Origin of the sequence: Lutimaribacter marinistellae (assembly GCF_042648365.1) — a bacterium.
In the GTDB taxonomy this organism is placed as follows: domain Bacteria; phylum Pseudomonadota; class Alphaproteobacteria; order Rhodobacterales; family Rhodobacteraceae; genus Lutimaribacter_A; species Lutimaribacter_A marinistellae.
On the sequence record NZ_JBHRXI010000010.1, the window covers coordinates 89,422 to 113,188 of the forward strand.

Genomic DNA, 23,767 nt, shown 5'->3' on the forward strand with positions numbered 1-23,767 from the left:
TCGCGGGGCGGGATGCAAGCCCGCTTACCGCAATGCGCGGCGGCGGCGGAGGGGCTCGGATTCGACGGCCTCGCGCTGGACGTATTTCAGGTGTCCGATCGCCGCGCGGAACGCATCATGCTCCGGCCTGCGTTCAAGGAAATCCATGATCCTGAGCAGGTTGATCGGCTGTCGAACAACCAAGGCCTTGATCCGGTCCACCGCCTCATCGGTGGGGTATGCGTCGATGAACTGGCAGGCGGTCTGCGTCGGTGTCAGGATGTACCAGTCTTCGGCCCTGCGCGGTGTGTAGCGGGCGATATCGAAGGGTGAGGCCCCGAGCGCGTGCCATTTGGGCATGATCGCGCGGGCGCCCGTCTCGGCCTGTTCCAGCACCGTGCCCGAAACCTGTCGGAAACCGAAGCGGCCAAGCCGTTCAACGGCGTGGCGGCGCATCGGCCCTGAAAGCATGTCGGCATCGGCCCGGTCAAAACGCAGATCGTCGAAGACAGAGAACAGACGCAGGGCGCTGTCGGCGACAAGGAAATAGGGGCCAAAGTCGGTATCGCTTGCCAGGGTATGCGGGGTTGCGGGATCGGATGCTGCCCGTGCCATATGTGGATTGCCTCATTCTCGGCGGGGTCATCCCGCTGGTCCACACATGGCGCGATGACGGGTCAAGTCGAGCCGGGTGGTCCCTCGACCGGTTGCAGAAGGTGCCGCCGCACGTTTTCGCGGCCCAGACGCCGAAGCGTCCGCGCCGCCAGCGCATAGACGACAAGAAGGAACGCCAGCCATAACTGCACCACCAGAAAGAGCGGCAGGTCAAAAGCCGCAAGTTCCGCCTTGGCGCGAAACAGAAATCCCCGGCTGTCCGTCGCCGCCGAGATCAGCCGCTCCGCAATATGCAGCACTGTTGCGATCACGTAGTAGAGCCCCGCGGCCGAGAGGCTGGCCGTCAGCAATGGGCGCCGGTCGAGCTGGGCCATCAGGGGTATCTTGTCGGCCAAAAGAAAGGTCTTGCCGATCAGGAGCGCACCAATCGTGGCCGAGACCTGCGATACGGTGCTTGGCACGTGATCGTCCGACAGGATTCCGACGGTCAGAACCAGGATGTTGAGAGAACCGAGAAAAAAGAGCGTGGGCGGCAGCATCTCTCGCAATTCCCGGGCGAGCACCTTGCCAATCTTTCCGGCCATCACGTTCCCTTTCTCGTCCGACATGGCGCCGGGCCGCGGACAATCTGCGCCGTTCGCGAATCTTGGGCTAGCCCCAATCGCCGTGGCTGGTTCCCGCGCGGTCTGTGCGTTCGAAACCGTGGCGGCCGAACGCATCTCTTTGTGCCTGGATCAGGTTGGCGGTGCCCTGCCCGCGCCGAATGCTGTCATACCACGACAGGGCACCCGAAAGCGCCGGAACCGGCAGGCCGGTCATCGCCGCGCTGGCGACGGTTCGCCGCAGGGAAGGCAAGGCGGGACCGATCAGCCCGGCCGCCGACGGGGCAAGCCAGCCGGGTCGCGCAGGCGTTTCGGCAAACAGCCCGACCAGATCATTCATTAAATCGGACCGGATGATGCAGCCCGCCCGCCAGATCGCCGCGACGCGTGAGAGATCGAGGGACCACCCATGCTCGGTCGAGGCCGCGCGCAGGATCTCGAACCCTTGCAGATGGGCCAGCAGCCGCCCGGCATAGAGCGCCCGGGCCAGGGTCGCCGGGTCAGGCAGCTCGGTTGCGGTAGTCTGGGCGGGCAGCTGCGCCTCGGCCGCAAGGCGGAGAGGCTTGAGCGCCGACCATGAGCGCGCACCGACGGCGGCCTCGATCGCCGGGGCAGACTGCCCGAGTTTGAGAGCTTCGATCAGTGTCCAGCGGCCGGTACCCTTCTGGCCCGCCTGGTCGCGGATCATATCCACCAATGGCCGGCCCGAGGCAGGATCGGAGACGGACAGGACACGGGCGGTGGTCTCGACCAGGAAAGAGGCAAGCGGGCCGTCGTTCCAACGCGCGAAAAGCGCGCCGATCTCGGGCGCGTCCCACCCCTCGCCATCACGCAGCAGACCATAGATCTCGGCGATCATCTGCATGTCGGCATATTCGATGCCGTTATGGACAGTCTTTACGAAATGGCCAGCGCCGCCAGGGCCAAGATGGGCCACGCACGGGTCCCCTTGGAACCGGGCCGCAATGGGTTCGAGCAGTGGGCGCAGGGTTGTCCAGCCCGCCTCGTCGCCTCCCAGCATCATGGAAGGGCCATGCCGGGCGCCCTCTTCGCCGCCCGAGACGCCAAGGCCCATGTGGTGCAGACCCACGGCTGCCATCGCCTCGGTCCGGCGCGTTGTATCCATATGGTCGGAATTGCCGGCATCGACCACGAGGTCGCCGCGTTCGAGCAGGGGGCGAAACTGGGCGATGGTGTCTTCGACCGGGGGGCCCGCGGGGATCATCAACAACACCACGCGCGGTCGGGTCAGGCGTGCCACAAACGCACGCGGGTCGTCGGCAGGCCGAAGGTTTCCGGCCAACGCCCCTGCCCTGTCAAGGAACGGCGCGATCCACTCGACCTCGCGATTTGCAACGGCGGTCGCGATACCCTTTTCCGCAAGGTTCAACGCCAGCGCACTGCCCATCGTGCCCAGCCCGTAAATGCCGATCCGCGCTTCGTCCATTTGCGTGATGCGCCCTTCTCTCTGCCGATTTCCGCGACAGAATGACCCGCACGCCGGGCAGGCGCAACCGAATGGCCACTGGCGCGTTAATCTCGGAAAGAGACTGGTAGACGAGATTGGAATCAGGCGATACGTGTTTTCAAGGAGTTCCGCGGGTCCCTTGGCATCGGCGGGAAGGGACGAGTTTGTTATGAGGGCATTTCTAGAAACATTCTGGCAGGAGATTCTCCGGCCCCTTTTCCTGCGCCCCAAGCGTGTGCAGGTTGCCGCGCTGTGCCTGCGGCAGGGCGATGACGGTGTCGAGGTGCTGATGATCACGAGCCGGGGCACCGGGCGCTGGATCCTTCCCAAGGGTTGGCCGATCAACGGGCTCGACGGGGCCGAGGCCGCCGCGCGCGAAGCCTGGGAAGAGGCAGGCGTTCTGGTGCGCCGCATCTGGCGGCGGCCCGTCGGATCATATTCCTACGACAAGATCCAGGAAGGCGGCGTGCCGGAGCCGGTGCACACCAATCTCTACAGGATCGACGTGGCGGGGCTGGCCGACCGGTTCCCCGAGCAAGGCCAACGCGAACGGCGCTGGATGCGCCCCGCCGAGGCGGCCGAGCTGGTAGACGAGGAAGAACTGGGCACGATCCTGCGCCGCTACTGAGCTGGTGTCCGCGCGCCGAACCTCCCTTTACCGCGCCGCAGGCGCGGCCCGGCCCAACTCCGAGGAGGGCGCCCGGAACGGGCGGCCCCGCAGGGGGCGGGAGCGCCACGGCCAAACTCTCGTGAAACGAGCAGATCTTGCAACCGGCGGGCCGCTGCGATAGCCGGAGCCATCGGTTCTGTTTCCCTGGTACGATCATGCCCCGGTCCAACAATGGCGGCAGCTGGCTTCCGCTGGATCGGGAGCTGGGCCGCATTTCTCGCATCGAACTCGCCGCGGCCTACACCGCGCGTCCGCTGGTGGCCTTTGGGCTGGCGCTGGCCTTTCTCGTGTTCGCGGCCGTCCAGGGCGCAGCCTTTGTCGGAGGGACGCCGGGCAGTTTCGCCATCGTCGCGGCAACGGTCGTCAGCGCCTACATGGCGCTCAATATCGGGGCGAACGATGCGGCCAACAACATGGGTCCCGCCGTGGGCGCGCGGGCAATCACCATGGCGGGTGCCATTGCGCTGGCCGCCTGTGCCGAGGCGGCTGGCGCGTTACTGGCCGGGGATGCCGTGATCTCGACAGTCTCGGTGCAGATCATCGATCCGCGGGACGTCGGGGATGCGGATACGCTGATGCGCGCGATGCTGTCGGCGCTTCTCGGGGCGGCGATCTTCGTCAACATCGCGACCTTTGCAGGCGCGCCGGTTTCGACCACCCATTCGGTCGTCGGCGGCATACTTGGGGCCGGTGTCATGGCCGCCGGTGTCGATGCCGTGAACTGGCACGTCATGGGACAGATCACGATTAGCTGGGTCCTGTCTCCGCTGGTGGGTGGCGTAATTGCCGCGCTCGTGCTTGCGCTGATCCGCAACCGGATCTCGTACCGCGAGGACGTACTTGGCGCCGCCGTGACCTGGGTTCCGGTCTTCGTGGGCGTCCTCGGCGGCGGGTTCGCAGCGGTCATCGGTATCAAGGGGCTGGGCAGGATCCCGGGTCTGCCGCTGGAGCAGTCGCTGTTCCTCGGCGTCGCTGCGGGCAGCGTTCTGTGGGCAATCCTGGTGCCCGTCATCCGCAGGAGCGCTGCAGGATTGGAGAACCGCATGCGGTCGGTCAAGGCGTTGTTCGCCCTGCCGCTGGTCATCGCGGCGACGCTGATGAGTTTCGCCCATGGCGCGAATGACGTGGCCAACGCGGTTGGACCTTTGACCGCGATCGTCGCCACCAGCGAGAGCGGCGGGTTCGGCAACTCTCTGCTCGTTCCCAGCTGGACGCTCATCATCGGGGCGCTCGGGCTTGCGGCGGGATTGTTCCTGTTCGGGCCACGGCTGATCCGGCGGGTTGGCGGCCAGATCACCAAGCTCAACCCGATCCGGTCATTTTGCGTGGCCACCTCGGCGGCGATTACCGTCATCCTCGCCAGCGCGCTCGGCCTGCCGGTCAGCTCGACCCACGTGGCGGTGGGCGGCGTTTTCGGCATCGGTTTCTATCGCGAATGGCTGGCCGGACGCGACAGTGACCCGATGCGCATGGCCCGCGAAGAGCGGCAGCGGCGCAAGCTGGTGCGGCGCTCGCATTTCCTGACGATCATCGCGGCCTGGATGGTGACGGTGCCAAGCGCAGCCGCGATCTCGGGGCTGATCTTTGCCGTCCTGCGCTAGGGTCTGACCTGTGCCGGGGTCAGCGGCGCGTGAGGCGGCCCCTTAGCAGTTGCCTCGATTATCAATGCACGAACGCGGGCACAGATCGGCGTGGCAATTCCCCTGTTTTCCGCCCGACGCAGGATCTCTCCCTGGAGGCTGTCGATCTCGGTCGGTCGGCCCGCGTCGAGGTCGTGCGCCATCGACGCGCGCGCCGCCGGGTCGATGGTTAGCATGCGGGCGGCGATGCGGGTGAAAAGCGGCGTCGGCAGGCGGAGGATATGCGGCGTCATCGTCGCGGGCAGCGGCGTCGTCGAGGCTGGCGCAATCCCATCAACGCGCAACACGGCAAGCGCTTCGGCCATCTGGTCGGCCATCAGGCGTCGCCAGTCGCGGTCGCGCAGCATTTCGGTCAGCGTCAGGCCCGAAAGCGCATTGAGCCCATTGCCGAGATTGATCAGCAGCTTGCCCCACTGCACCGCCTCGATCCGGTCGCTTTCGGCAACAGGCAGATCAGGGACCGATAGCATGTCTGCCAGCGCGCCGGGACCGGAGGCGATGACGATATCGCCCGAAGTCGCGCGGTGGTAGGCGGCAGGCCCCTTGGGCACGACGTTGAACGGCACCATTCCGGCGCGGATGTCGCGCCCGGACAGCAGGTCGCGCAGTGTGCGCGCCGCCTCCATCCCGTTCTGCCACGAGATCACGGGGGCCTCGGGCGCAGCGTGCTCCGCGATTGCGCGCGCCATTTCGGCGGTCGCAGTGTCCTTGACCGTGACGATCACGATCTCTGCCCCGCTCAACGCCTCGGGATCGGTGGCGAGTGTCAGCGACGCGGCTGGTACGTACTGGGAAAGGCCCGAGAAATCGGTGACGGTCAAGCCATCCGCAGCAATCGGGTCGAGCACGCGAGCCCGCCCCAGCAGTGTCACGGATTGACCGCCGGCTGCCAATAATGCACCGGTGAAACAGCCGATGCTGCCGGCACCTGCGATGGCGATGCGGGTCATGCGACCTCCTCGCGGGTGGGGACGTTGCGCTTGCGCGCGAGCATTACGGCCGCCGCGGGGGCAGCCAGCATGAGCGCCAGGCCGAACGGGTAGTTGAGCAGCGCCAGCGGGTCGCCGTTGAGCAATGCAAGCGTCTGCGACAGGGATATCTCGAGCCTCGGCCCCAGAAAGAAGGCGATGATGAACACGACCACCGAAAAGCCGAAGGACGTCATGACGAAGGCGAGGATGGCAAAGCCGAGCATCAGCCCGATTCCGAAGATCCCGCCCGAAGCCAGCGAGACTCCAACGAAACACATCAGCAGCGCGGCGGTGAACACGAAGCTCTGCGGCGCGCTGACAACGAGCGTCCATAGCCGAAGCCCGAGCTGCCCGACGATCAGGTTCAACAGGTTGGCAAGGATCATCGCGCCGAACAGGCCATAGATCAGCCTGCCCTGCTGTTCGAACAGGAACGGGCCGGGCTGCACCCCGTGAATCATGAAGGCCGAGATGATGAGCGCCGCCGAAACACTGCCGGGAATGCCAAGCGTCAGAAGCGGGATCATGTTTGCGCCCATGACCGAGGAATTGGCGCTTTCCGCGGCGGCGATACCGTGCAGGTTGCCCTTGCCGAAACTGTCCGGTTCGCCAGAGGCCTGCCTGGTCGAGGCATAGGACATGAAGGCCGCCGCGGTCGACCCAATCCCCGGCAGTGCCCCCATGATCGTGCCGATCACTGCGCCCCGAAGCATGGTGAAGCGGCATCCCCAGTATTCCGTCCATGAAACACGGCGGTCCGCCGGGTCGCCTTTCCAGTTCATGCGGATCGCGGGTACGGTTCCCTGCCGCTGCGCAAGGCGGGCCAGAAGTTCGGAGATGGCCAGCATGCCGATTGCGACAGCTGGCAGCGGCAAGCCGTCATAGACTTCGAACCGGCCAAAGATGAATCGCGGCGTCGCATGTTCGGGATCGGTACCCACCATCGCCGCCAGCAGGCCCAGCGCTGCGGCAATCAGGCCCTTCGCGACGGAGCGCCCCATCAACCCCGCGATGACGGCAAAGGCCAGCATCATGAGCCCCAGAACCTCGACCGGCCCCATGCGCAGGGCAAAGATCGCCAGCGGGGCCGAGACGGTTATCAGCACGATGTCGGAAAATGTATCCCCCGTGACCGATGAAAAAAGCGCCATCTTGGTCGCCTTCAGCGGCTTCCCCTGCTTCGCCAGCGGATAGCCATCGAGCGCGGTCGCCGCGGCATCCGGCGTTCCGGGCGTGTTCAGAAGCACGGCCGGAATCGCACCGCCAACCAGCCCGCCCTTGTTGACGCCGACGAGAAAGCCGATCCCGGCAAGCGGATCGAGCCCGAAGGTGAAAGGGATCGCTATCGCCATCGCCATGACCGGTCCGATCCCCGGCACCGCGCCGACGAACTGTCCCAGTACGACGCCCGCCAGGACGAAAAGCAGCGTGACGGGGCTGAATGCATCGCCAAGACCGGCAAGTATGATCTCCATCTCCGGCATCTCAGCCTGGGCCCGGCAAGGGACGCTCCAGAAGCACGGTCACCGTCCACCAGATTGCAAGTGGCATCCCCGCCGCGCCAAGGACCAGCCAGAGAGGTCGCCGCTCGCCCGAGAGCGTCATGATCGCCAATGCCAGCCCCGGCGCGACCCACAAAAACCCGAAGAGCGAAATCAGCCAGAGCCCGGCACCAAGCAGTCCTGCAAACAGCGACACGCGCAGCCACGGGACCGAAGAAGGCCGGATATCCTCGGCTGGCACCAGTAGCAGCCAGAGCCCGCACAGCGCGATTATCACGGCCAGCGCCCGAGGCAGGGTTCGCGGCCGCAACCAGCCATAGCCAACGGTTTCCACCTGCCACGGGATGATTGCCACATAGAGCGCCACCCCGATCAGCAGGCAGACAAGGCCGGACCAGCGATCGGCCCGCATCTTCACTGCTTGAACAGCTGCGCTACATTCTCCAATCCATTTTGCATCATCTCGCGCGTGCCGTCAGGACCCATGTTGACGATAGGGGACTTCAGCGAATTCATCACGACCGAGGCGACCTCGTCGCTCGCCAAGGCGTTCTCGAGCGCCTCTGTCAGGGCGGCACGCGCCTCCTCATCGGTGCCCGCGGTCGTCGCGAAGAAGAACACCGGATCGACATAGATGTCATAGCCCTGCTCCGGCAAGGTCGGCGTATCGGGCGCATAATTGTGGCGCGTATCGTTCATCGAGGCGATCATCTTGATATCGCCTGCTTCGAGCCGCTCGAGATGTTCGCCCGCCTCGAACCCGGCGATGGCCTGGCCACCCAGGATCAGCTTGGCATTCTCGGCCCCGCCCTTGGTCGACAGGAACTGGAACTCCACCCCGGCTTCGCGCGCCACAGCGCGCATGGCAAGTTCCTGCGGCTTGGCGTCGAAAGCCAGCGGTGCATTGTTCTCGCGCGCGTATTCCACGAGCCCCGCCACATCGTCGAACGGCGCGTCGGACCGCGCGATCAGCGCCAGCTGCGCGCGTGCGGCCGTGGCAAGGTAGTCGAAACTGTCGAGATCGAACTGCAGCTGGTCCGACCGGTTCACGAGGTTGACGAGCAAGGGCATGTTCACGCCGAGACCGACGATCGAGCCATCGGCCGGGCGGTTGGCAATGGCCGTGAACATGGCCACGCCGCCACCGCCCGGCTTGTTCTCGGCGATGACGTTCCAACCGGTCTGCTCTTTCATCACCTTCGCGACGATCCGCCCGATCGTGTCCGTCGATCCGCCCGCACCAAAGCCGATCTGAAGGGTCAGCGGCCCGTCTGGTTCCCATTCCGCCTGGGCGGCCCCGGCAATCAGCACAAAGGCCGCAGCGGCAAGCGATGCAAGTTTCGGAAACACTCTCATGATCTCTCCTCCCCAGGATCAGAGCCCGTCACCGGGCATGCTCAGCCAAACATGACTCGTTGCACTGGAGCGAGGCAAATCTTTTTGATCATGTTAAGGAAACGATCTTGCTTTCCTCTTGCCTGAAGTATCCCGGAGCGCGAGGCAGAGCCTCGCTCTGCGTCCGGAACGGGCGCAGCAAGAAAAGACGGCCGCGCGCAAAGCGCGCGGCTCGGCCCAACTCCGAGGAGGGCGCGCGCAGCGCGGCCCCGCAGGAGACGGGAGCCGCCCCGGCGCCCCTTCGAACCCCGCGACGCCTCAGACGCCGAGGCACCATCGCATGATGGCCTTCTGCGCATGAAGCCGGTTTTCGGCCTCATCGAAGATCACGGAGTTCGGACCGTCCATGACCTCCGACGTCGCCTCCTCCTCGCGATGCGCAGGCAGACAATGCATGAAAAGAGCGTCTGGCTTGGCATGAGCCATCAGCTCGGAGTTCACCTGGTACGGCCGCAGCAGGTTGTGGCGGCGTTCCTTGGCCGACTGCGCGTCATGCATTGACACCCAGGTGTCCGCCACGACGAGGTCGGCCCCCTGCACCGCCTTAACGGGGTCACGCTCGATCATGACCTTGGACCCTTTCTGCCTGGCAAACCCCATGAATTCTTCCTCCGGGTCAAACTGGGCTGGACCGGTGAAGGTCAGATCGAACCCGAACTGGCCGGCGGCGTGCAGGAAAGAAGCGCAGACATTGTTGCCATCACCGGTCCAGACGACTTTCTTGCCCCTGATCGGGCCGCGATGCTCTTCAAAGGTCAGGATGTCGGCCATGATCTGGCAGGGATGAGTCCGGTCGGTCAGGCCGTTGATCACCGGTACGTCGGCATATTCCGCCATCTCGGTCAGCACCGCCTCGTCGAAGGTGCGGATCATGATGAGATCGACGTAGCGCGACATGACCCGGGCGGTGTCGGCGATCGTTTCGCCATGACCAAGCTGCATGTCATTGCCCGACAGGACCATCGTCTGACCGCCCATCTGGCGTACGCCCACGTCGAAACTGACACGGGTCCGGGTCGAAGGTTTCTCGAAGATCAGCGCGACCATGCGACCGGCCAGAGGTTGCTCGTCGTCCGGCATGCCGCGCGGTTGCCCTTGGCGGGCCTGTTTCATCGCGTCGGCCTGATCGATCATGGTCCGCAGGGCGGTGGCATCTGTTTTGTGGATATCGAGAAAATGGTTCATCGGTTCAGTTTTCTTTCTTCGGCCGGAACCGGGGGCGCTGCCCCCGGACCCCCGGGATATTTGAGGCAAGAGGAAGGATCAGACGGTTTCGAGTTCTGCCTCGACCTGGCTGGCGGCGGCATCGAGGCGGGCAAGTGCCTCGGAGATGTCATCATCCGAGAGGGTGAGCGGAGGCAGCAGCCGGATGACGTTGTCGGCGGCCGGCACGGTGATGACGAGGTTGTCATAGCCCGCGGCCAAAACGTCGGAATTGGTCACGCGGCATTTCAGACCAAGCATCAGGCCTGTACCACGCACGTCCTCGAAGACCTGCGGATGCGCGGCGACGAGACCTTCGAGCTTCTGGCGCAGGAGTCCCGCCTTGCGGTTTACCTCGGTCAGGAAGGCAGCCTCGGCGACGTGATCCATCACGACGCATCCGACGGCGCAGCCGAGAGGGTTTCCGCCATAGGTCGAGCCATGTGTGCCCGCGGTCATGCCGCTTGCTGCCTCTTCGGTTGCCAGCACAGCACCGAGCGGAAAGCCGCCGCCGATGCCTTTTGCCACCATCATGATATCCGGCGTGATTCCGGCCCATTCATGGGCGAACAGCTTGCCGGTCCGCCCCATGCCGCATTGCACCTCGTCGAGGATCAGGAGGAGGCCATTTTCGTCACAAAGATCGCGCAGCCCCTTGAGGCATTGATCGGGCAGTGGGCGGATCCCGCCCTCTCCCTGGACCGGTTCGATCAGGATGGCACCCACAGTGTCACTGGCGGCGGCCTCGCGCAGCGCGTCATGATCGCCCCAAGGCAGGTGTACAAAGCCGGGCAGGAGCGGGCCGAACCCCTTGGTCATCTTTTCGGAGCCGGCGGCGGCGATGCCGGCGGAAGAACGGCCGTGAAAAGAGCCTTCGAAGGTAATGATGTCGACGCGCTCGGGATGGCCTTTCTCGTAGTGGTACTTGCGCGCCATCTTGACCGCGAGTTCGCAGGACTCGGTGCCGGAATTGGTAAAGAACACCGTATCGGCGAAGCTGTGCTCGACCAGTTTGTCCGCCAGTGCCTGCTGTTGCGGGATCTGGTAGAGGTTCGAGACATGCCAGAGCTTTCCAGCCTGTTCCGTCAGCGCTGCAACGAGCGCAGGATGGGCATGGCCCAGCGCATTCACTGCGATGCCCGAGCCGAGGTCGAGAAAGCGTCGGCCATCCGCCTCGGTCAGCCATGCACCTTCGCCGGACACGAAGGACAGGGGTGCGCGATTGTAGGTCGGCAGGACGGATGGGATCATCGGATCATCCTCTTCTCGAAAGATTGAGCCCAAGGAAGTGGCGTACCACGGGGCGTTTCGTCAACATGTTTGGTGGAAGGCGCGCGGATTTGGCCGCGCATGATCGGACGGGCCGATCGGAGGACCGGTCAGGCGGAACGGCGTCGGCGTCGGCGCGTCGGGATATGCGGCTGTACGGTCATGACACGTGCGATACCCGAGACCTTTCCCCAAGGGAAGCAGTTTTTCTCATCATCGAGTGGCCTGAGCTGTCTTTTGAGCTTGCCTTTGGCGGCGTGCGGCCTCACCGCTTGCGCATGTTCACGCCACGGGATCAGAACCCGGCACTGGCGGCGGGGCTCATCCTGCTGGCCACTGCCTTCATCGCCGGCACCACGCTGCTGGCAAAGGCCTTGGGCACAGGGGCGCTGGGTCCTGCTCTTCCGGCATTGCAGATCAGCCATGGGCGTTTCCTGTTCGCGTTTTTCGTAATCTCCACGGCAGTTGCCGTTCTTCGCCCGCGAATGCTCCGGCCACACTGGGGCTTGCATGTAGGCCGCACCGGGTTTGGCTGGGCGGGTGTCACGCTGATGTTCGCATCGGTGGCTTACATCCCGCTTTCGGATGCGACGGCCATATCCTTTCTCAACCCGGTTCTGGCGATGATGCTGGCCATCCCGCTTCTGGGCGAAAAGGTCGGACCGGTGCGCTGGAGCGCAGCCGCGATTGCCCTCATCGGTGCTGTCATCCTGCTGCGACCGACGCCCGAGAGTTTCCAGCCTGCCGCGCTCCTGGCACTGGGGGCGGCCTGCGTGATGGGAATGGAGCTGATATTCATCAAGCGGCTGTCGGGGCGCGAGGGGCCGCTGCAGATCCTGTTCATCAACAACGCGATCGGATTGACCATCGCGACGATTGCGGTTTGGCCCGTCTGGCAGGCGCCACTGCCGTTGCAGTGGGTTGCCCTTGCAGGGATCGGCGTCCTGATGGCCTGCGCGCAAGCCTGTTTCGTCAACGGGATGGCGCGGGCGGATGCCTCGTTCGTGGCGCCGTTCAGTTATGCCACCCTGGTGTTCGCCACGATCTATGACGTGATCTGGTTCGCCGCTTTCCCAGATGCGGTGAGCATACTGGGGGCCGTGGTGATCCTGAGCGGTGCGGCGTTGCTGGCGTGGCGCGAGGCGCAACTGGCCCGCCGCAGACGGCGCGCCGAGCTTGCGCCACTGCCCTCGGGGGCGCAGGCTGCGACAAAACCGGACCGAACGGAGCGCAGGCCATGAACATTCTCATCGTGCAAGGGCATCCCGATCACAGCGAGCCGCATCTGTGCCACGCGCTGGCCGAAGCCTATGCCGAGGGCGCAAGGGAGGGCGGTCACGAACTGCGCCGGATCACCGTTGCCGACCTACCCATCACGTTCCTTCGGTCAGCACGGGACTATGCCGAGGGTGAGCCACCCTATTATGCAAAAGAAGCGCAGGAGGCCGTGATGTGGGCCGATCACATGATGGTCGTTTTCCCACTCTGGGTCGGTGGGATGCCCGCGCTTCTTCGTGCCTGGTTCGAACAGAGCTTCCGCGAAGGTTTCGTGATGGAGATCCGGGACGGGCGCGTCCTGCGCCATCTCAAGGGCAAGTCGGCGCGGCTGGTGGTGACGATGGGGATGCCAAGCCTGTTCTACCGCTGGTATTTCGGCCAACCCGGAACAAAGCTCCTGCGCCGGTCGGTGCTCGGCTTTGCCGGCGTGCGGCCGGTACGTCAGACGCTTATCGGAATGGTCGACAAGCTGACGCCGGCAAAGGCCGAAAAGTTGTTCTCCCACATGCGGGACCTAGGCCGAAAGGCGAGTTGATGCACAACCGCAGCAGACCCCGAAAGGGGGCGGCTGCGCGGCCCAACCGGGCGGGCGGCCCGGCACAGCCGGGGTGACCGGACGGGCGGGAGCCACACCCTGTTGTTCGGCACGTTCGGGTGCTTTCAAGCCTTCAGACGGTATCCGCGCCGCAACATCGACCAGGCCAGCAGACTGACAAGGAGTGTTGAACCCAGGCAGACGGCAAAGCCGAGAAGCGGATCGCTGTCCGACACTCCGATCACGCCCCAGCGCGTACCGTCGATCAGGTAGAAGACCGGGTTGAGATGGGTAATCTTGTAGAGAACTGGCGGCAGCGCCTCGACCGAGTAGAACGTGCCCGACAGAAAGGCAAGGGGCGTCACGATGAAATTGGTGATCGCCGCCATCTGGTCGAACTTCTCGGCAAAAATTCCTGCGACAAGCCCGACCGCGCCCATGAAGGCGCCACCGAGGATCACGAAACCCAGTGCCGCCACAGGGTGCGCCGGAACGATGCCAAGCACCAATGCAAGCGCGACGGAGATAGCGATCGCCACGAGGAGCCCCCGTGCCACGCCGCCGGCGAGATAGCCCAGGAGCAATTCGCCCGCGGAGAGCGGCGGCATGAGCGTGTCCACGATGTTGCCCTGCACCTTCGAGATCACGACCGAAGAGGACGTGTTGGCAAAGGCGTTCTGAATGACCGTCATCATCAGGATACCCGGTGCGATGAACGTCATGAACTCCACCCCCATCACGTCGCCGCGCTGCGGTCCGATCGCAATGTTGAAGATCATCAGAAACAGCCCCGCCGTCACCAGCGGCGCCAGCAGTGTCTGTGTCCAGACTGCCAGAAAGCGACGTATCTCGCGGCTCGCAAGCGTGTAAAGCCCCAGCCAGTTGACCCGCCCGAAGCGTCTTTCGCCCAGCTCCATGAAATCCTGCATTCTGCTGCCTGCTCCTGTGGTCTCGATTCGGAGAGCCTTGTAACTCCCCTCGCAGTGATTAGAATAGGGCGTCGAGATGAATTTCGAAGGCGGCCGCGTTTCCCGCGTTGCCGCTTTCCCGCTTTTGAGAGGCTATCCATGTCCTGGACTGACGAGCGCGTCGAACTGCTCAAGAAAATGTGGGGCGAAGGCCAGTCGGCCAGCCAGATCGCCAAGGAGTTGGGCGGCGTCACCCGCAACGCGGTGATCGGCAAGGTCCACCGGCTGGGCCTGTCGAACCGTACCGCCGGGACGCCTGCCGCGGCCAAGCCCGAAGCCAAGGAAAAACCCGCTCAGCCAGCAGCGCCCAAGGTCGAGGCCAAGCCGAAGCCAGCGCCTCGGACTGAACCTGCGCGCCCTGCCGCTGTCCAGCCCGCAGCCGAAGCATCATCCGAAGAGCCCAAGCCCGCGACCCCGGCACGCCGGCAAATCATCCCCGCCGGTCAGCCGCTGCCTCCTCAGCCCTCGGCCAACGAGATCAGCCCCGAAGCACTGGCCAAGGTGAACGAGGTCGAGAAGAAGGCCAAGAAGCTGACGCTGATGGAACTGACCGAGCGGACCTGCAAATGGCCCGTTGGCGACCCCGCGACCGAGGATTTCTGGTTCTGCGGCCTGCCGGTGCAGCAAGGCAAGCCATATTGCGAGGCGCATGTTGGCGTCGCTTTCCAACCGATGAGTTCTCGGCGCGACCGGCGGCGCTGATCCCGCTGACACGAATGAAGCCCGCGGCGCTTTGCCCGGGCTTCATGACGCGAAAAGAGCGTCGGACGCTCGGCCCATGACGGGAAAATCCGGTTCACTGAACTTAGGCAGCAGCCTTTAACTCAACGCCATGTCCAGTGCCGCCGCGCAGTGAATCCTGGTGGTATCGAAAACGGGCAATGGAACGTTGTCCTGGTTCAAGAGCATCCCCACTTCCGTGCAGCCCAGGATGAGGCTGTCGGCGCCAGCATCCGCAAGGCGGCAGGCGATCTCGACATATCTTGCCTCGCTCTGGCGGGTGATGATTTCCTTGCACAGTTCGTCGTAAATTATGCGGTGGATTTCGGCGCGATCCGTCTCATTCGGCACAAGTGGCGACAGACCGGCCTTCACCAACCTGTCGGTGTAGAACTCCTGCTCCATCGTGAAGGCGGTTGCCATCAGCCCCGGACGTTGCAACCCTGATGCCTGGATAGCCTGCGCCGTTGCATCGGCGATGTGCAGAAGTGGGATTCCAACGCCCTGCATCATCTGCTCGGCGAGTTTGTGCATCGTATTGGTTGCAAGGATAACAAACTCGGCACCACCGTTTTCGAGCGCCTTGGCTTCTGCGTTGAGAACGCGCCCCGCCTCGTCCCATGCCGCCTTGGCTTGCAGGTTTTCGATCTCTGCAAAGTCGAGCGATCGGATCAACAGCTGTGGTGAGTGAAGCCCGCCAAGCCTTTCGCGCGTCAGCCTGCAGAGTTCGCCATAGTACAACTGAGTGGATGCCGCGGACATGCCGCCAAGAATGCCGATGGTCTTCACGTGATTTCCCTCAAACGCGTCGCGTCACGCTTTCAAGGCCGCGCTCGAAAACGATTCACCGGCCATGTCTTCGTATCGACCAAATTGGAGCAATGGCGCCTGTTTAGGACGTGCAGGCGTCATTGGCGACAATGGCGATATGGATCAGTCGACCTTGATCACGGGATTGCGCAGGGTGCCGATGCCCTCTACCCCACATTCGATTACATCGCCGGGCCACATCCATTCCTGCGGATCGCGCCCCGCGCCGACGCCTGCCGGGGTGCCGGTCGCGATGATATCCCCCGGCTCCAACGTCATGCCCGAGGAAAGATCGGCGATCAGGTCGGGGATGCGGAACAGCATGAATTTCGTGTTCGAGCGTTGCTTCTCCTCGCCGTTCTTGGTCAACCAAAGGTCGAGGTCATGCGGATCCGTAATCTCGTCAGCGGTGACGATTGCCGGACCCATCGGGCAATAGCTGTCCTGCCCTTTCGAGAAGATCCATTGCCCGGCACGCCGATTGTCGCGGGCCGAGACGTCGTTGACGATGGTGTAGCCGAAGACGTGGTTCATTGCGTCGGCCTTGTCGATCCGGGTCGCGCGGCGACCGATGATCACGGCCAGTTCGACCTCCCAGTCGAGTTGCCGGGTGATAGCCGCGTTGTGGCGGATCGGCTCGCCCTGGCCGATCACGGCGGTGGGCGGCTTGGAAAAGATGATGGGCTGTTGCGGAAGCTCGGCCGACGTGTCGAGGCTGCGCGCGCTTTCGGCGACATGCTCGGTGTAGTTCAGGCCGATGCCAAAGACGTTCTTGCGCGGGCGCGGGATCGGGGCGAGCAGGCGCACGTTTTCCTGCGGCACGGCAAGGCCCGCCGGGCGCGCCCCGTCGGTCGCCTCCAACCCGCGCGAGATCGCCGCAAGGGCGTCGGGGCCCATGTCGATCAGGTCGAGCATCGTGGCAGGAAGCCCCTCGCCCATCACGTCGCCAAGCAACTCGACATCAACGACCATGCCATCGGCCATGACGCCAAGGCGCGCTTCGCCAGCGATTTCGTGCCGGTAGGTGACCAGTTTCATTCCGTATTCTTCCTTTTGAGATCATGCCTCGACGATCTGGTGACCGTCATTGTCCTCGAGCGCTTGTTCGCGCCAATAGCCGAGCTTTTCCATCGTGGGGAAATCGTTGAAGGAGAACAGGCAGCTATCCTCGCGCTGCTGCGTGTTGCAGTGTTCGTGCCATGTCCAGGCGGGCACGCAGAAGATGTCGTTCTTCTTCCAATCGAACCGCTTGCCACCGATTACCGAATACCCCTCGCCCTTGGCGACGTGGTAGATCACGTTCCCGGTGTGGCGGTGCGCCTTGGTGTGTTCCGCAGGGCGCAGCATCTGCATGTGCGCACCCATGGTCAGCATCGGATTGTCGCCTGTCTGCGGGTTCACGTAGCGCATGATGACCCCGTCATATGGCGATCCATCCGTCGCCTTTGCGTAGTTCCGAAGCGCCTCGTAGGTCGGCTCCCACGCGAACTTCATCAGCGGGGAAAAGGGCCGGTCCCACTTGTCCGTCTCGGGGCGCAGCCCCGCGCCGCCCCACGACAGCTGCCGGTCATCGACGGGAAGGTTGGTCGCCTGGTAATCGTCGGGGTGGACCTCGTAGAAATTCGCCTCGAGGCAATTGGTGAGCGGAATATCCAGCCCGTCTTGCCACATCGAGGTCTCGCCGTCCTCGGACACACCATGTTCGTGCCAGGTACCATTGGGCGTGATGACGAAATCATTCTCGCCCAGTTCCATCCGATGGCCATCGACCACGGTGTAGGCGCCCTTGCCTTCCATGATGAACCGCAGGGCCGAGGCCGCGTGTCGGTGAGCGCCCGCGCGTTCGCCCGGGTTCATCACCTGAATGCCGGAGAAGAGCCACCCGCAGGCGGCGCTGACGTCCTGACGTTTAGGATTGCGGAGGTACACGACGCGACGGCCCGCATCCTCGGGGCGCACAAGGTCGAGGGCGCGCAGGACCTGCTGGCGTAGATCGGCGCTGCGCCAGATGATCGGATCGGATTTTGCCTTGGGTTCCCACGGTTCGATGTCGTTTGCGACGGTCCAGAGCGCGCCGGTATCCTGCTTGGCGAGATCGTCGTAATAGGCTTCGAGCTCGGCATTGTCGCGCACGCGGGCGCGGCCCAGCATATCGTCGCGCGGATCGAGTGTCTTGGTCATGAAGCGGTCTCCTCCCCCCTCAGATCACGGATGGATCGTCAACCTTTCAGACGCTTGCGATGCGTTTGCGCAGTTGAGGTACCTTCCGTCCGGCGCAGCCTACCCGGAGATACCGGGATGTCAAATTGAGCGTGTCAGCGCGCGTCGGCATCTGGGGACGGCAAGATCGAGGGAAAAGGAACCACCCTCGGGCTGACACGTTGGCGGTGCAAGCAATCAGTCAAACACCCCCGAAAGGAGAGTGACCATGCCCAAGATAACCGAAGCGCGTGTCCTGTTCATCGCCACGCATGGTTTTGAGCAGTCCGAACTGGAAAAACCACTCGACGATCTCAAGGCACAAGGCGCGGCCGTGACGGTCGCCACGCTTGACGGCAACAGCATCCGCGGTTGGGATGAAGATGATTGGGGCAACACCGTCGAGGCCGACGCCCAGATAGAGGCCGTGAGCGAGACCGATTTCGACGCGCTGGTGATCCCCGGCGGCCAGATAAACCCCGATCTGCTGCGCGTCGAGGACAGCGTTCTGAAACTCGTCCGGGCCTTTCACAACGCTGGCAAACCCATCGCCGCCGTCTGCCATGCCCCCTGGGTTCTGATCGAAGCAGGAATCCTGAGTGGCCGCGATGCGACGTCGTTCAAGTCCATCGCAACTGATGTGAAGAATGCTGGAGCGAACTGGAAGGACAAGGAAGTGGTCGTCGACCAGGCGATCATTACCAGCCGGAACCCGGGCGATCTGGATGCCTTTGTCAGCAAGATCGTCGAAGAGATTGAAGAAGGCCGGCACAGCCGCCGCGCCGCCTGATCCTATCCGGGCGCTCCTTGTGCGGCCCGTGACGCGGGTGGTCGCCGCGACCCTCCAACCAAGGCGACACGTCCGCCGTGGCGGGGCCAGAAGAGGCCCCGCCGCGTTCCGCTGGTCCGCACTGCGCCCTTCGATCCACACAAACAAACCACGGAGATAAGAAAATGAACCCCACCAAGGCCGTTCAAGACGACGCCCACAAAGCGTTCTTTGACATTCTGGAGAAGGAGCGCACCGGTATGCTGGCCGTCACGGATTCCGGACAGCATTATCAGCCGATGACGCATTTCTGCGACCGGGACACCGGCATTCTCTGGTTCATCACGTCGGTCGATACCGACCTTGTGCGCGCGGTCGGAACCGGCAGTCAAGCGATGTACACGCTCGTGTCGGGCAGCAAGGATTTCTTTACCTGCATGGAAGGGACGCTGCAGCAAAGCCAGGACCGCGCCAAGCTCGACGAGATCTGGTCGTCGGTCGCCTCGGCGTGGTTCGAGGGCGGCAAGGATGACCCCAAGGTCGTATTGTTGCGCTTTTCACTGAAAGAGGCCGCGATCTGGACCGCGACCGACAGCAGCGTCAAGTTCGGCTTCGAAATCCTGCGCGCCAACATGGACGACGAGCGTCGACCCGACGTGGGCGAGCACGAGATCATCCAGATCAACGCTGCTTGATCTTGAGGCACCAACTCTGTCATCGCTCCCGGACGAGGCGTCCGGGAGCGTTTTCATATGCCTTCCGCATTTTTTGAAAATCTGCCGTCCGCTTTTCGGTAACATCCCCGAAATTTCGATCAAGAAACAACCGACAGGGGACACAGCACATGGCAGACGCATCGATCGGGACGCCCGAACAACTCCGCGATCCGAATTACATGCCACCGCTGGCCACTGCGGTCCCTCTGGGAATCCAGCACGTGCTGGCAATGTTCGTGTCCAACGTTACGCCCGCCATCATCATTTCGGGTGCGGCCGGATTCGGCTTTGGCTCGGACGCCGGGGCGCAAGGTTTTCCCGACATGACCTACCTGATCCAGATGTCGATGCTCTTTGCCGGTATCGCCACGCTGTTCCAGACCATCGGGCTGGGTCCGGTGGGCGCGCGGTTGCCCATCGTACAGGGAACGAGCTTTGCCTTCATCCCGGTGATGATCCCTCTGGTCGCAGGCAAGGGGGTCGAGGCGCTGCCCGCACTGTTCGGCGGTGTTCTGATTGGCGGTCTGTTTCACGCCGCCCTGGGTCTGGTCATAGGAAAGATCCGGTTTGCTCTTCCGCCATTGGTGACGGGTCTGGTGGTGACGATGATCGGCCTCGCGCTGGTCAAGGTCGGCATCCAGTACGCGGCAGGCGGCGTTCCAGCCATCGACACGCCGGAGTACGGCAGCCTTCTGAACTGGTCGGCCGCCTTGGTGGTGATCCTCGTCACGCTGGCGCTGAAGTTCTTTGCGCGCGGGATGCTGTCGGTGTCTGCTGTCGTGTTCGGCATCCTCGCCGGGTACCTCTATGCACTTGTGGTTGGCATGGTCACGATGGATGGCATTGCGGCCAGCTGGTCGCGTGCAGGGGCATTTGCCGTGCCGGTTCCGTTCAAGTACGGGATCGAGATCAGCGCCGCCGCGGTAATCGGTTTCTGCCTGATGGCAGTCATCTCGGCCATCGAGACGGTCGGGGATGTCTCTGGCATCACCAAGGGCGGCGCAGGACGCGAGGCGACAGATCGCGAGATCCGCGGCGCGACCTATGCTGACGGGATCGGCTCGGGCGTGGCGGGCGTGTTCGGCGGGCTGCCCAACACCTCGTTCAGCCAGAACGTTGGCCTGATCGCCATTACCGGTGTAATGAGCCGCCACGTCGTCACGATCGGGGCACTCTTCCTGATCCTGTGCGGCTTGGTGCCCAAGGTCGGTGCGGTGATCCGCACCATTCCGATCGAGGTTCTGGGCGGCGGTGTGATCGTGATGTTCGGCATGGTCGTGGCAGCTGGCATCTCCATGTTGTCGGACGTCACCTGGAACCGGCGCAACATGGTGATCTTTGCCGTCGCGCTTTCCGTTGGCCTTGGCCTGCAACTGGATCCCAAGGCTGTGCAGTACCTGCCCGACACGGCCCGCATCCTGATGACCAGCGGGCTTTTGCCGGCAGCAGTGATTGCAATCGTTCTGAATCTGGTCCTGCCGAGCGAACTGGCCGACGAGGCGACCGAGGAAGTTTCGGGCGGTATGGCGGGCAAACGGGACGCGTGACTGCGGAATGGCGCGACGTGATCAGACCGGGTGGGAAAAGGCAGACGCAAACTGGATGTGCGTAAGTACACCGCAGCGTGACTTGCATCCGCTTTGCGCTTGGCCTTTGGTGGCGCGGAACTAGCTGCCCCCAAGGCGCGCGGCAAATTGGTCGCGTGCAAATCAGGAGAGAAAGCCCCAGATGAGTGATACAGCCTACACCCCGCCAGAGGTCTGGACATGGGACGCCGAAAGCGGAGGACGCTTCGCAAACATCAATCGGCCTATCGCCGGGGCCACCCATGACAAGGCGCTCCCCGAAGGCAAGCATCCCTTTCAGCTCTACTCGCTGGCCACGCCGAACGGCGTGAAAGTGACGGTAATGTTCGAGGAACTGCTGGCAGCCGGCCATTCGGACGCTGAATACGATGCCTGGCTGATCAACATCGGCGATGGCGACCAGTTCGGGTCGGGCTTCGTGGACATCAATCCTAACTCCAAGATCCCTGCGCTACTGGACAAATCCGGCGACACGCCCCTGCGGGTGTTCGAGAGCGGCTCGATCCTGATGCATCTGGCCGAGAAATTCGGGGCCTTCTTGCCCACCTCGGGACCTGCGCGCACCGAGGTCCTGAACTGGCTTTTCTGGCAGATGGGCAGCGCCCCCTACCTTGGCGGCGGCTTCGGTCATTTCTACGCGTATGCGCCCGAGAAATGGCAATATCCGATTGATCGTTTTTCAATGGAGGCAAAGCGGCAGCTGGATGTGCTGAACCGGGAACTGGAAGAAAAACCGTTCATCGCGGGTGACGACTACTCGATTGCAGACATGGCGATCTGGCCTTGGTACGGCCAGCTGGCGCTCGGGCGACTATATGATGCCGGCACCTTCCTCGACGTCGAGAGCTACGAGAATGTGCAGCGATGGGCCAAGGCGATCGACGCCCGCCCTGCAGTTTCGCGCGGGCGTATGGTCAACCGTGCTTTCGGCGACCCGGCCATGCAACTGCGCGAACGCCATGATGCAGGCGATTTCGAGACCAGGACGCAGGACAAGCTCGAACCCTCCGAGCAGTGAGCGGAGCCCTCCCGCCCCCGCGCATGCATCTGACGATGCACGCTGGCGGTGTTGGGCCGGGCGCCGGGCCTGCAGCCCGGCGCGGTTGCGTTGAAGTTGCACAAGCAGCTTGATTGAAAGAACGACCGCAGCGCGCCCGTCAGGGCGTGCTGCCATGCCCAACCGAAACCCTGGCCCGGCGCAGCCGGGGAAGATGTTTCGGGCGGGAGCCTTCCCCTTTGCGTCACTTCAGGCGTGGGGGTCTGTTCGGATCCGAACCCGGCGCGGGTCGCTCGAAAGATGGACTCTGCGGTTGCGGCAGGTCAAACCGCAAGCCGACCTTTGCCAGTCTTGCGGTGATCGGGTCGCTGGTAGAGAAGAAGCCCACATCCATGGCGCCCGCTTCGATGCCCGAGAAGGTCAGCGCCTCGGACGCGGCCTTTGCAAGTGGTGCCTGGGCCGGTTCCAGGGCATCAATAAACCCCAAGAGGTGGCCCTGCCCGCCCGTCTCATATGTAACAGCGACGAGATAGGCGCTCTGGGCTAGGCCCGCAGCCGTGGCGAGCTTGGTATCGAGCGCACTAAGAAGCGTTTCGGGCAGACCGCTGGGCGGGTGGACCGATGCGATACGGGCTTCGACCTCGGCCGGCGCATGCCCGAGCGTGTCACGAAGCCACGCAACCGCCTCGGCCGGGATAAGCATGGCAGATGAGGCGACCTCGGGATTGACGGCGAGGCCGATGCCTTGCGGCGCCAGCATCGCCGACAGGACCCGCCCGGACAGCGCGACATAAGGTGAACTGCGTCCGGTGAACTGCGCCAGGCGTTCTTCGCGGTCGAAGGCGAGCACGAAGCGTCCGTCGGCCAGTTCGAAGGTTTCCGGCGATACATTCTCGCCATCCGGTTCGGCAGAAAGCAGAAGGAACAGTTCGCTGTCGGCGAGCCGTTCGTAAAAGCGCAGCCGCGCCGCGTCGTCCTCGGGGGCGGCGTCCATCGCCGCGTGGGCGGCGTCGAGCGCCGTGATTTCAACCGTCATCAAGAACCTCTTTCACCCTGGCTTGCAGAGCCGGTACCAGATCGGCCTCGAACCAGGGATTTCGCTTGAGCCATCCGGTATTGCGCCAGGACGGGTGTGGCAAGGGAAAGCTGCGAGGGGCGAACTGGGGCCAGCGGACGACCGTGTCCGAGACCCTTTCCCGTGTGCCAAGGTGCCAGCGATGCGCGTGGCCACCGATCAGCAGCTTCAAGTCGACCTCACCCAGAATCGCCATGACCCGGTCATGCCAGGTCCGCGCGCAGATCTGTGGAGGCGGCAGGTCGGCGCCCTGATCGTTGTAACCCGGGAAACAAAAGGCCATCGGAACAACCGCGATGCGGCTCTGATCATAGAACTGGTCGCGTCCGATCCCCATCCAGGCACGCAGCCTGTCACCCGAAGGATCATCGAAGGGCTTGCCCGACGCATGAACCCGCGCGCCGGGCGCCTGACCTGCAACGAGGATGCGCGCGCCAGGCTGGAACCATGCAATCGGCCGTGGTTGATGGGCGGTTGCCGTTGCCGCGAAGCGATCCGAGCAAATGCGGCAGGCACGAATTTCATCGGCAAGATCGGGTTTGCCGGGAGAGGCACAATCATTCATGGGCGCAAAACTACTCCGACCACTCCCAAGGTCCAGTGCAGGATTATTCGCGATACGCAAACAATGGAAAGGTCCAATGGGTCCTGCGCACGCTGGAGGAAACGCAAACGCCCCCTTCCTCCCCACATTGATTATTTGTTTCACATTCCGACATAATGTGGCCAAAATCGCCCAGTAGGCCGGGTTCAGCAGGATAAGAACAATCAATCGAGCCCCTGTCCGGCAGGATATGGGG

24 protein-coding genes are annotated in these 23,767 nt (G+C 63.6%); 9 read left to right on the forward strand and 15 right to left on the reverse strand.

Annotation, left to right across the window (positions count from 1 at the left end):
• Positions 1-24 precede the first annotated feature (24 nt).
• From ACFORG_RS09230 to gndA, 3 genes are all read right to left on the reverse strand, one after another.
• On the reverse strand, positions 25-594 hold the full coding sequence (locus ACFORG_RS09230) for a hypothetical protein (RefSeq protein WP_386735131.1): 570 nt from the start codon (positions 592-594) through the stop codon (positions 25-27).
• 62 nt (positions 595-656) lie between these two features.
• Positions 657-1,178, reverse strand: coding sequence for a hypothetical protein (locus ACFORG_RS09235; RefSeq protein ID WP_386735132.1), 522 nt, complete (start codon positions 1,176-1,178; stop codon positions 657-659).
• Between the two features lie 67 nt (positions 1,179-1,245).
• Positions 1,246-2,643, reverse strand: coding sequence for an NADP-dependent phosphogluconate dehydrogenase (gene gndA, locus ACFORG_RS09240; RefSeq protein ID WP_386735133.1), 1,398 nt, complete (start codon positions 2,641-2,643; stop codon positions 1,246-1,248).
• Between the two features lie 190 nt (positions 2,644-2,833).
• Here gndA and ACFORG_RS09245 point away from each other — a divergent pair, with 190 nt between their 5' ends.
• Positions 2,834-3,292: an NUDIX hydrolase gene (locus ACFORG_RS09245; protein ID WP_386735134.1), complete on the forward strand. Its 459-nt coding sequence runs from the start codon at positions 2,834-2,836 to the stop codon at positions 3,290-3,292.
• Between the two features lie 197 nt (positions 3,293-3,489).
• Entirely contained in the window at positions 3,490-4,935 is a 1,446-nt protein-coding gene (locus ACFORG_RS09250) for an inorganic phosphate transporter (RefSeq protein WP_386735135.1), read from the forward strand.
• On the opposite strand, the gene ACFORG_RS09255 is transcribed toward ACFORG_RS09250, so the two are convergent.
• From ACFORG_RS09255 to ACFORG_RS09280, 6 genes are all read right to left on the reverse strand, one after another.
• The gene (locus tag ACFORG_RS09255) at positions 4,932-5,924 is read right to left on the reverse strand and encodes a 2-dehydropantoate 2-reductase (protein ID WP_386735136.1); all 993 of its coding nucleotides are present in this window, start codon (positions 5,922-5,924) and stop codon (positions 4,932-4,934) included. The two genes, ACFORG_RS09250 and ACFORG_RS09255, sit on opposite strands and share 4 nt — an antisense overlap.
• On the reverse strand, positions 5,921-7,420 hold the full coding sequence (locus ACFORG_RS09260) for a tripartite tricarboxylate transporter permease (protein WP_386735137.1): 1,500 nt from the start codon (positions 7,418-7,420) through the stop codon (positions 5,921-5,923). Before ACFORG_RS09260 ends, ACFORG_RS09255 begins: the two co-directional genes overlap by 4 nt.
• A 10-nt stretch (positions 7,421-7,430) precedes the next feature.
• On the reverse strand, positions 7,431-7,859 hold the full coding sequence (locus ACFORG_RS09265) for a tripartite tricarboxylate transporter TctB family protein (protein WP_386735138.1): 429 nt from the start codon (positions 7,857-7,859) through the stop codon (positions 7,431-7,433).
• A gap of 2 nt (positions 7,860-7,861) precedes the next feature.
• Positions 7,862-8,803: a tripartite tricarboxylate transporter substrate binding protein gene (locus tag ACFORG_RS09270; protein WP_386735139.1), complete on the reverse strand. Its 942-nt coding sequence runs from the start codon at positions 8,801-8,803 to the stop codon at positions 7,862-7,864.
• A gap of 297 nt (positions 8,804-9,100) precedes the next feature.
• Positions 9,101-10,027: an ornithine carbamoyltransferase gene (gene argF / locus ACFORG_RS09275; RefSeq protein WP_386735141.1), complete on the reverse strand. Its 927-nt coding sequence runs from the start codon at positions 10,025-10,027 to the stop codon at positions 9,101-9,103.
• A 78-nt stretch (positions 10,028-10,105) separates the two neighbouring features.
• Entirely contained in the window at positions 10,106-11,296 is a 1,191-nt protein-coding gene (locus ACFORG_RS09280) for an aspartate aminotransferase family protein (RefSeq protein WP_386735142.1), read from the reverse strand.
• Between the two features lie 296 nt (positions 11,297-11,592).
• Here ACFORG_RS09280 and ACFORG_RS09285 point away from each other — a divergent pair, with 296 nt between their 5' ends.
• Both ACFORG_RS09285 and ACFORG_RS09290 read left to right on the forward strand, forming a co-directional pair.
• Positions 11,593-12,555 carry a DMT family transporter gene (locus ACFORG_RS09285; protein ID WP_386735143.1) on the forward strand — a complete coding sequence of 321 codons (963 nt, stop codon included), beginning with the start codon at positions 11,593-11,595 and terminating at the stop codon, positions 12,553-12,555.
• Positions 12,552-13,127, forward strand: coding sequence for an NAD(P)H-dependent oxidoreductase (locus ACFORG_RS09290; protein WP_386735144.1), 576 nt, complete (start codon positions 12,552-12,554; stop codon positions 13,125-13,127). Before ACFORG_RS09285 ends, ACFORG_RS09290 begins: the two co-directional genes overlap by 4 nt.
• Positions 13,128-13,252: 125 nt before the next feature.
• Here the strand turns inward: ACFORG_RS09290 and ACFORG_RS09295 are convergent, their stop codons facing one another.
• Positions 13,253-14,056: an ABC transporter permease gene (locus tag ACFORG_RS09295; protein WP_386735145.1), complete on the reverse strand. Its 804-nt coding sequence runs from the start codon at positions 14,054-14,056 to the stop codon at positions 13,253-13,255.
• 138 nt (positions 14,057-14,194) lie between these two features.
• Here ACFORG_RS09295 and ACFORG_RS09300 point away from each other — a divergent pair, with 138 nt between their 5' ends.
• Entirely contained in the window at positions 14,195-14,797 is a 603-nt protein-coding gene (locus ACFORG_RS09300) for a GcrA family cell cycle regulator (RefSeq protein WP_386735146.1), read from the forward strand.
• A gap of 117 nt (positions 14,798-14,914) precedes the next feature.
• On the opposite strand, the gene ACFORG_RS09305 is transcribed toward ACFORG_RS09300, so the two are convergent.
• The 3 genes from ACFORG_RS09305 to ACFORG_RS09315 all read right to left on the reverse strand — a co-directional run bounded on the left by ACFORG_RS09305 (position 14,915) and on the right by ACFORG_RS09315 (position 17,806).
• Positions 14,915-15,604: an aspartate/glutamate racemase family protein gene (locus ACFORG_RS09305; protein WP_386735147.1), complete on the reverse strand. Its 690-nt coding sequence runs from the start codon at positions 15,602-15,604 to the stop codon at positions 14,915-14,917.
• A 144-nt stretch (positions 15,605-15,748) separates the two neighbouring features.
• Positions 15,749-16,663, reverse strand: coding sequence for a fumarylacetoacetate hydrolase family protein (locus ACFORG_RS09310; protein ID WP_386735148.1), 915 nt, complete (start codon positions 16,661-16,663; stop codon positions 15,749-15,751).
• Between the two features lie 21 nt (positions 16,664-16,684).
• Positions 16,685-17,806 (reverse strand): cupin domain-containing protein, encoded by a 1,122-nt coding sequence (locus tag ACFORG_RS09315; protein ID WP_386735149.1) that lies wholly within the window; start codon positions 17,804-17,806, stop codon positions 16,685-16,687.
• 247 nt (positions 17,807-18,053) lie between these two features.
• On the opposite strand from ACFORG_RS09315, the gene ACFORG_RS09320 reads away from it, so the two are divergent.
• From ACFORG_RS09320 to yghU, 4 genes are all read left to right on the forward strand, one after another.
• Positions 18,054-18,614: a type 1 glutamine amidotransferase domain-containing protein gene (locus ACFORG_RS09320; RefSeq protein WP_386735150.1), complete on the forward strand. Its 561-nt coding sequence runs from the start codon at positions 18,054-18,056 to the stop codon at positions 18,612-18,614.
• A 164-nt stretch (positions 18,615-18,778) separates the two neighbouring features.
• Entirely contained in the window at positions 18,779-19,288 is a 510-nt protein-coding gene (locus ACFORG_RS09325; protein WP_386735151.1) for a pyridoxamine 5'-phosphate oxidase family protein, read from the forward strand.
• A gap of 149 nt (positions 19,289-19,437) precedes the next feature.
• On the forward strand, positions 19,438-20,856 hold the full coding sequence (locus tag ACFORG_RS09330) for a uracil-xanthine permease family protein (protein ID WP_386735152.1): 1,419 nt from the start codon (positions 19,438-19,440) through the stop codon (positions 20,854-20,856).
• Between the two features lie 181 nt (positions 20,857-21,037).
• The gene (gene yghU, locus ACFORG_RS09335) at positions 21,038-21,913 is read left to right on the forward strand and encodes a glutathione-dependent disulfide-bond oxidoreductase (protein WP_386735153.1); all 876 of its coding nucleotides are present in this window, start codon (positions 21,038-21,040) and stop codon (positions 21,911-21,913) included.
• Between the two features lie 223 nt (positions 21,914-22,136).
• On the opposite strand, the gene ACFORG_RS09340 is transcribed toward yghU, so the two are convergent.
• On the reverse strand, positions 22,137-22,928 hold the full coding sequence (locus tag ACFORG_RS09340; protein WP_386735154.1) for an SseB family protein: 792 nt from the start codon (positions 22,926-22,928) through the stop codon (positions 22,137-22,139).
• On the reverse strand, positions 22,918-23,532 hold the full coding sequence (locus tag ACFORG_RS09345; protein WP_386735155.1) for a uracil-DNA glycosylase family protein: 615 nt from the start codon (positions 23,530-23,532) through the stop codon (positions 22,918-22,920). The genes ACFORG_RS09340 and ACFORG_RS09345 overlap by 11 nt, the downstream gene beginning before the upstream one ends.
• Positions 23,533-23,767 lie beyond the last annotated feature (235 nt).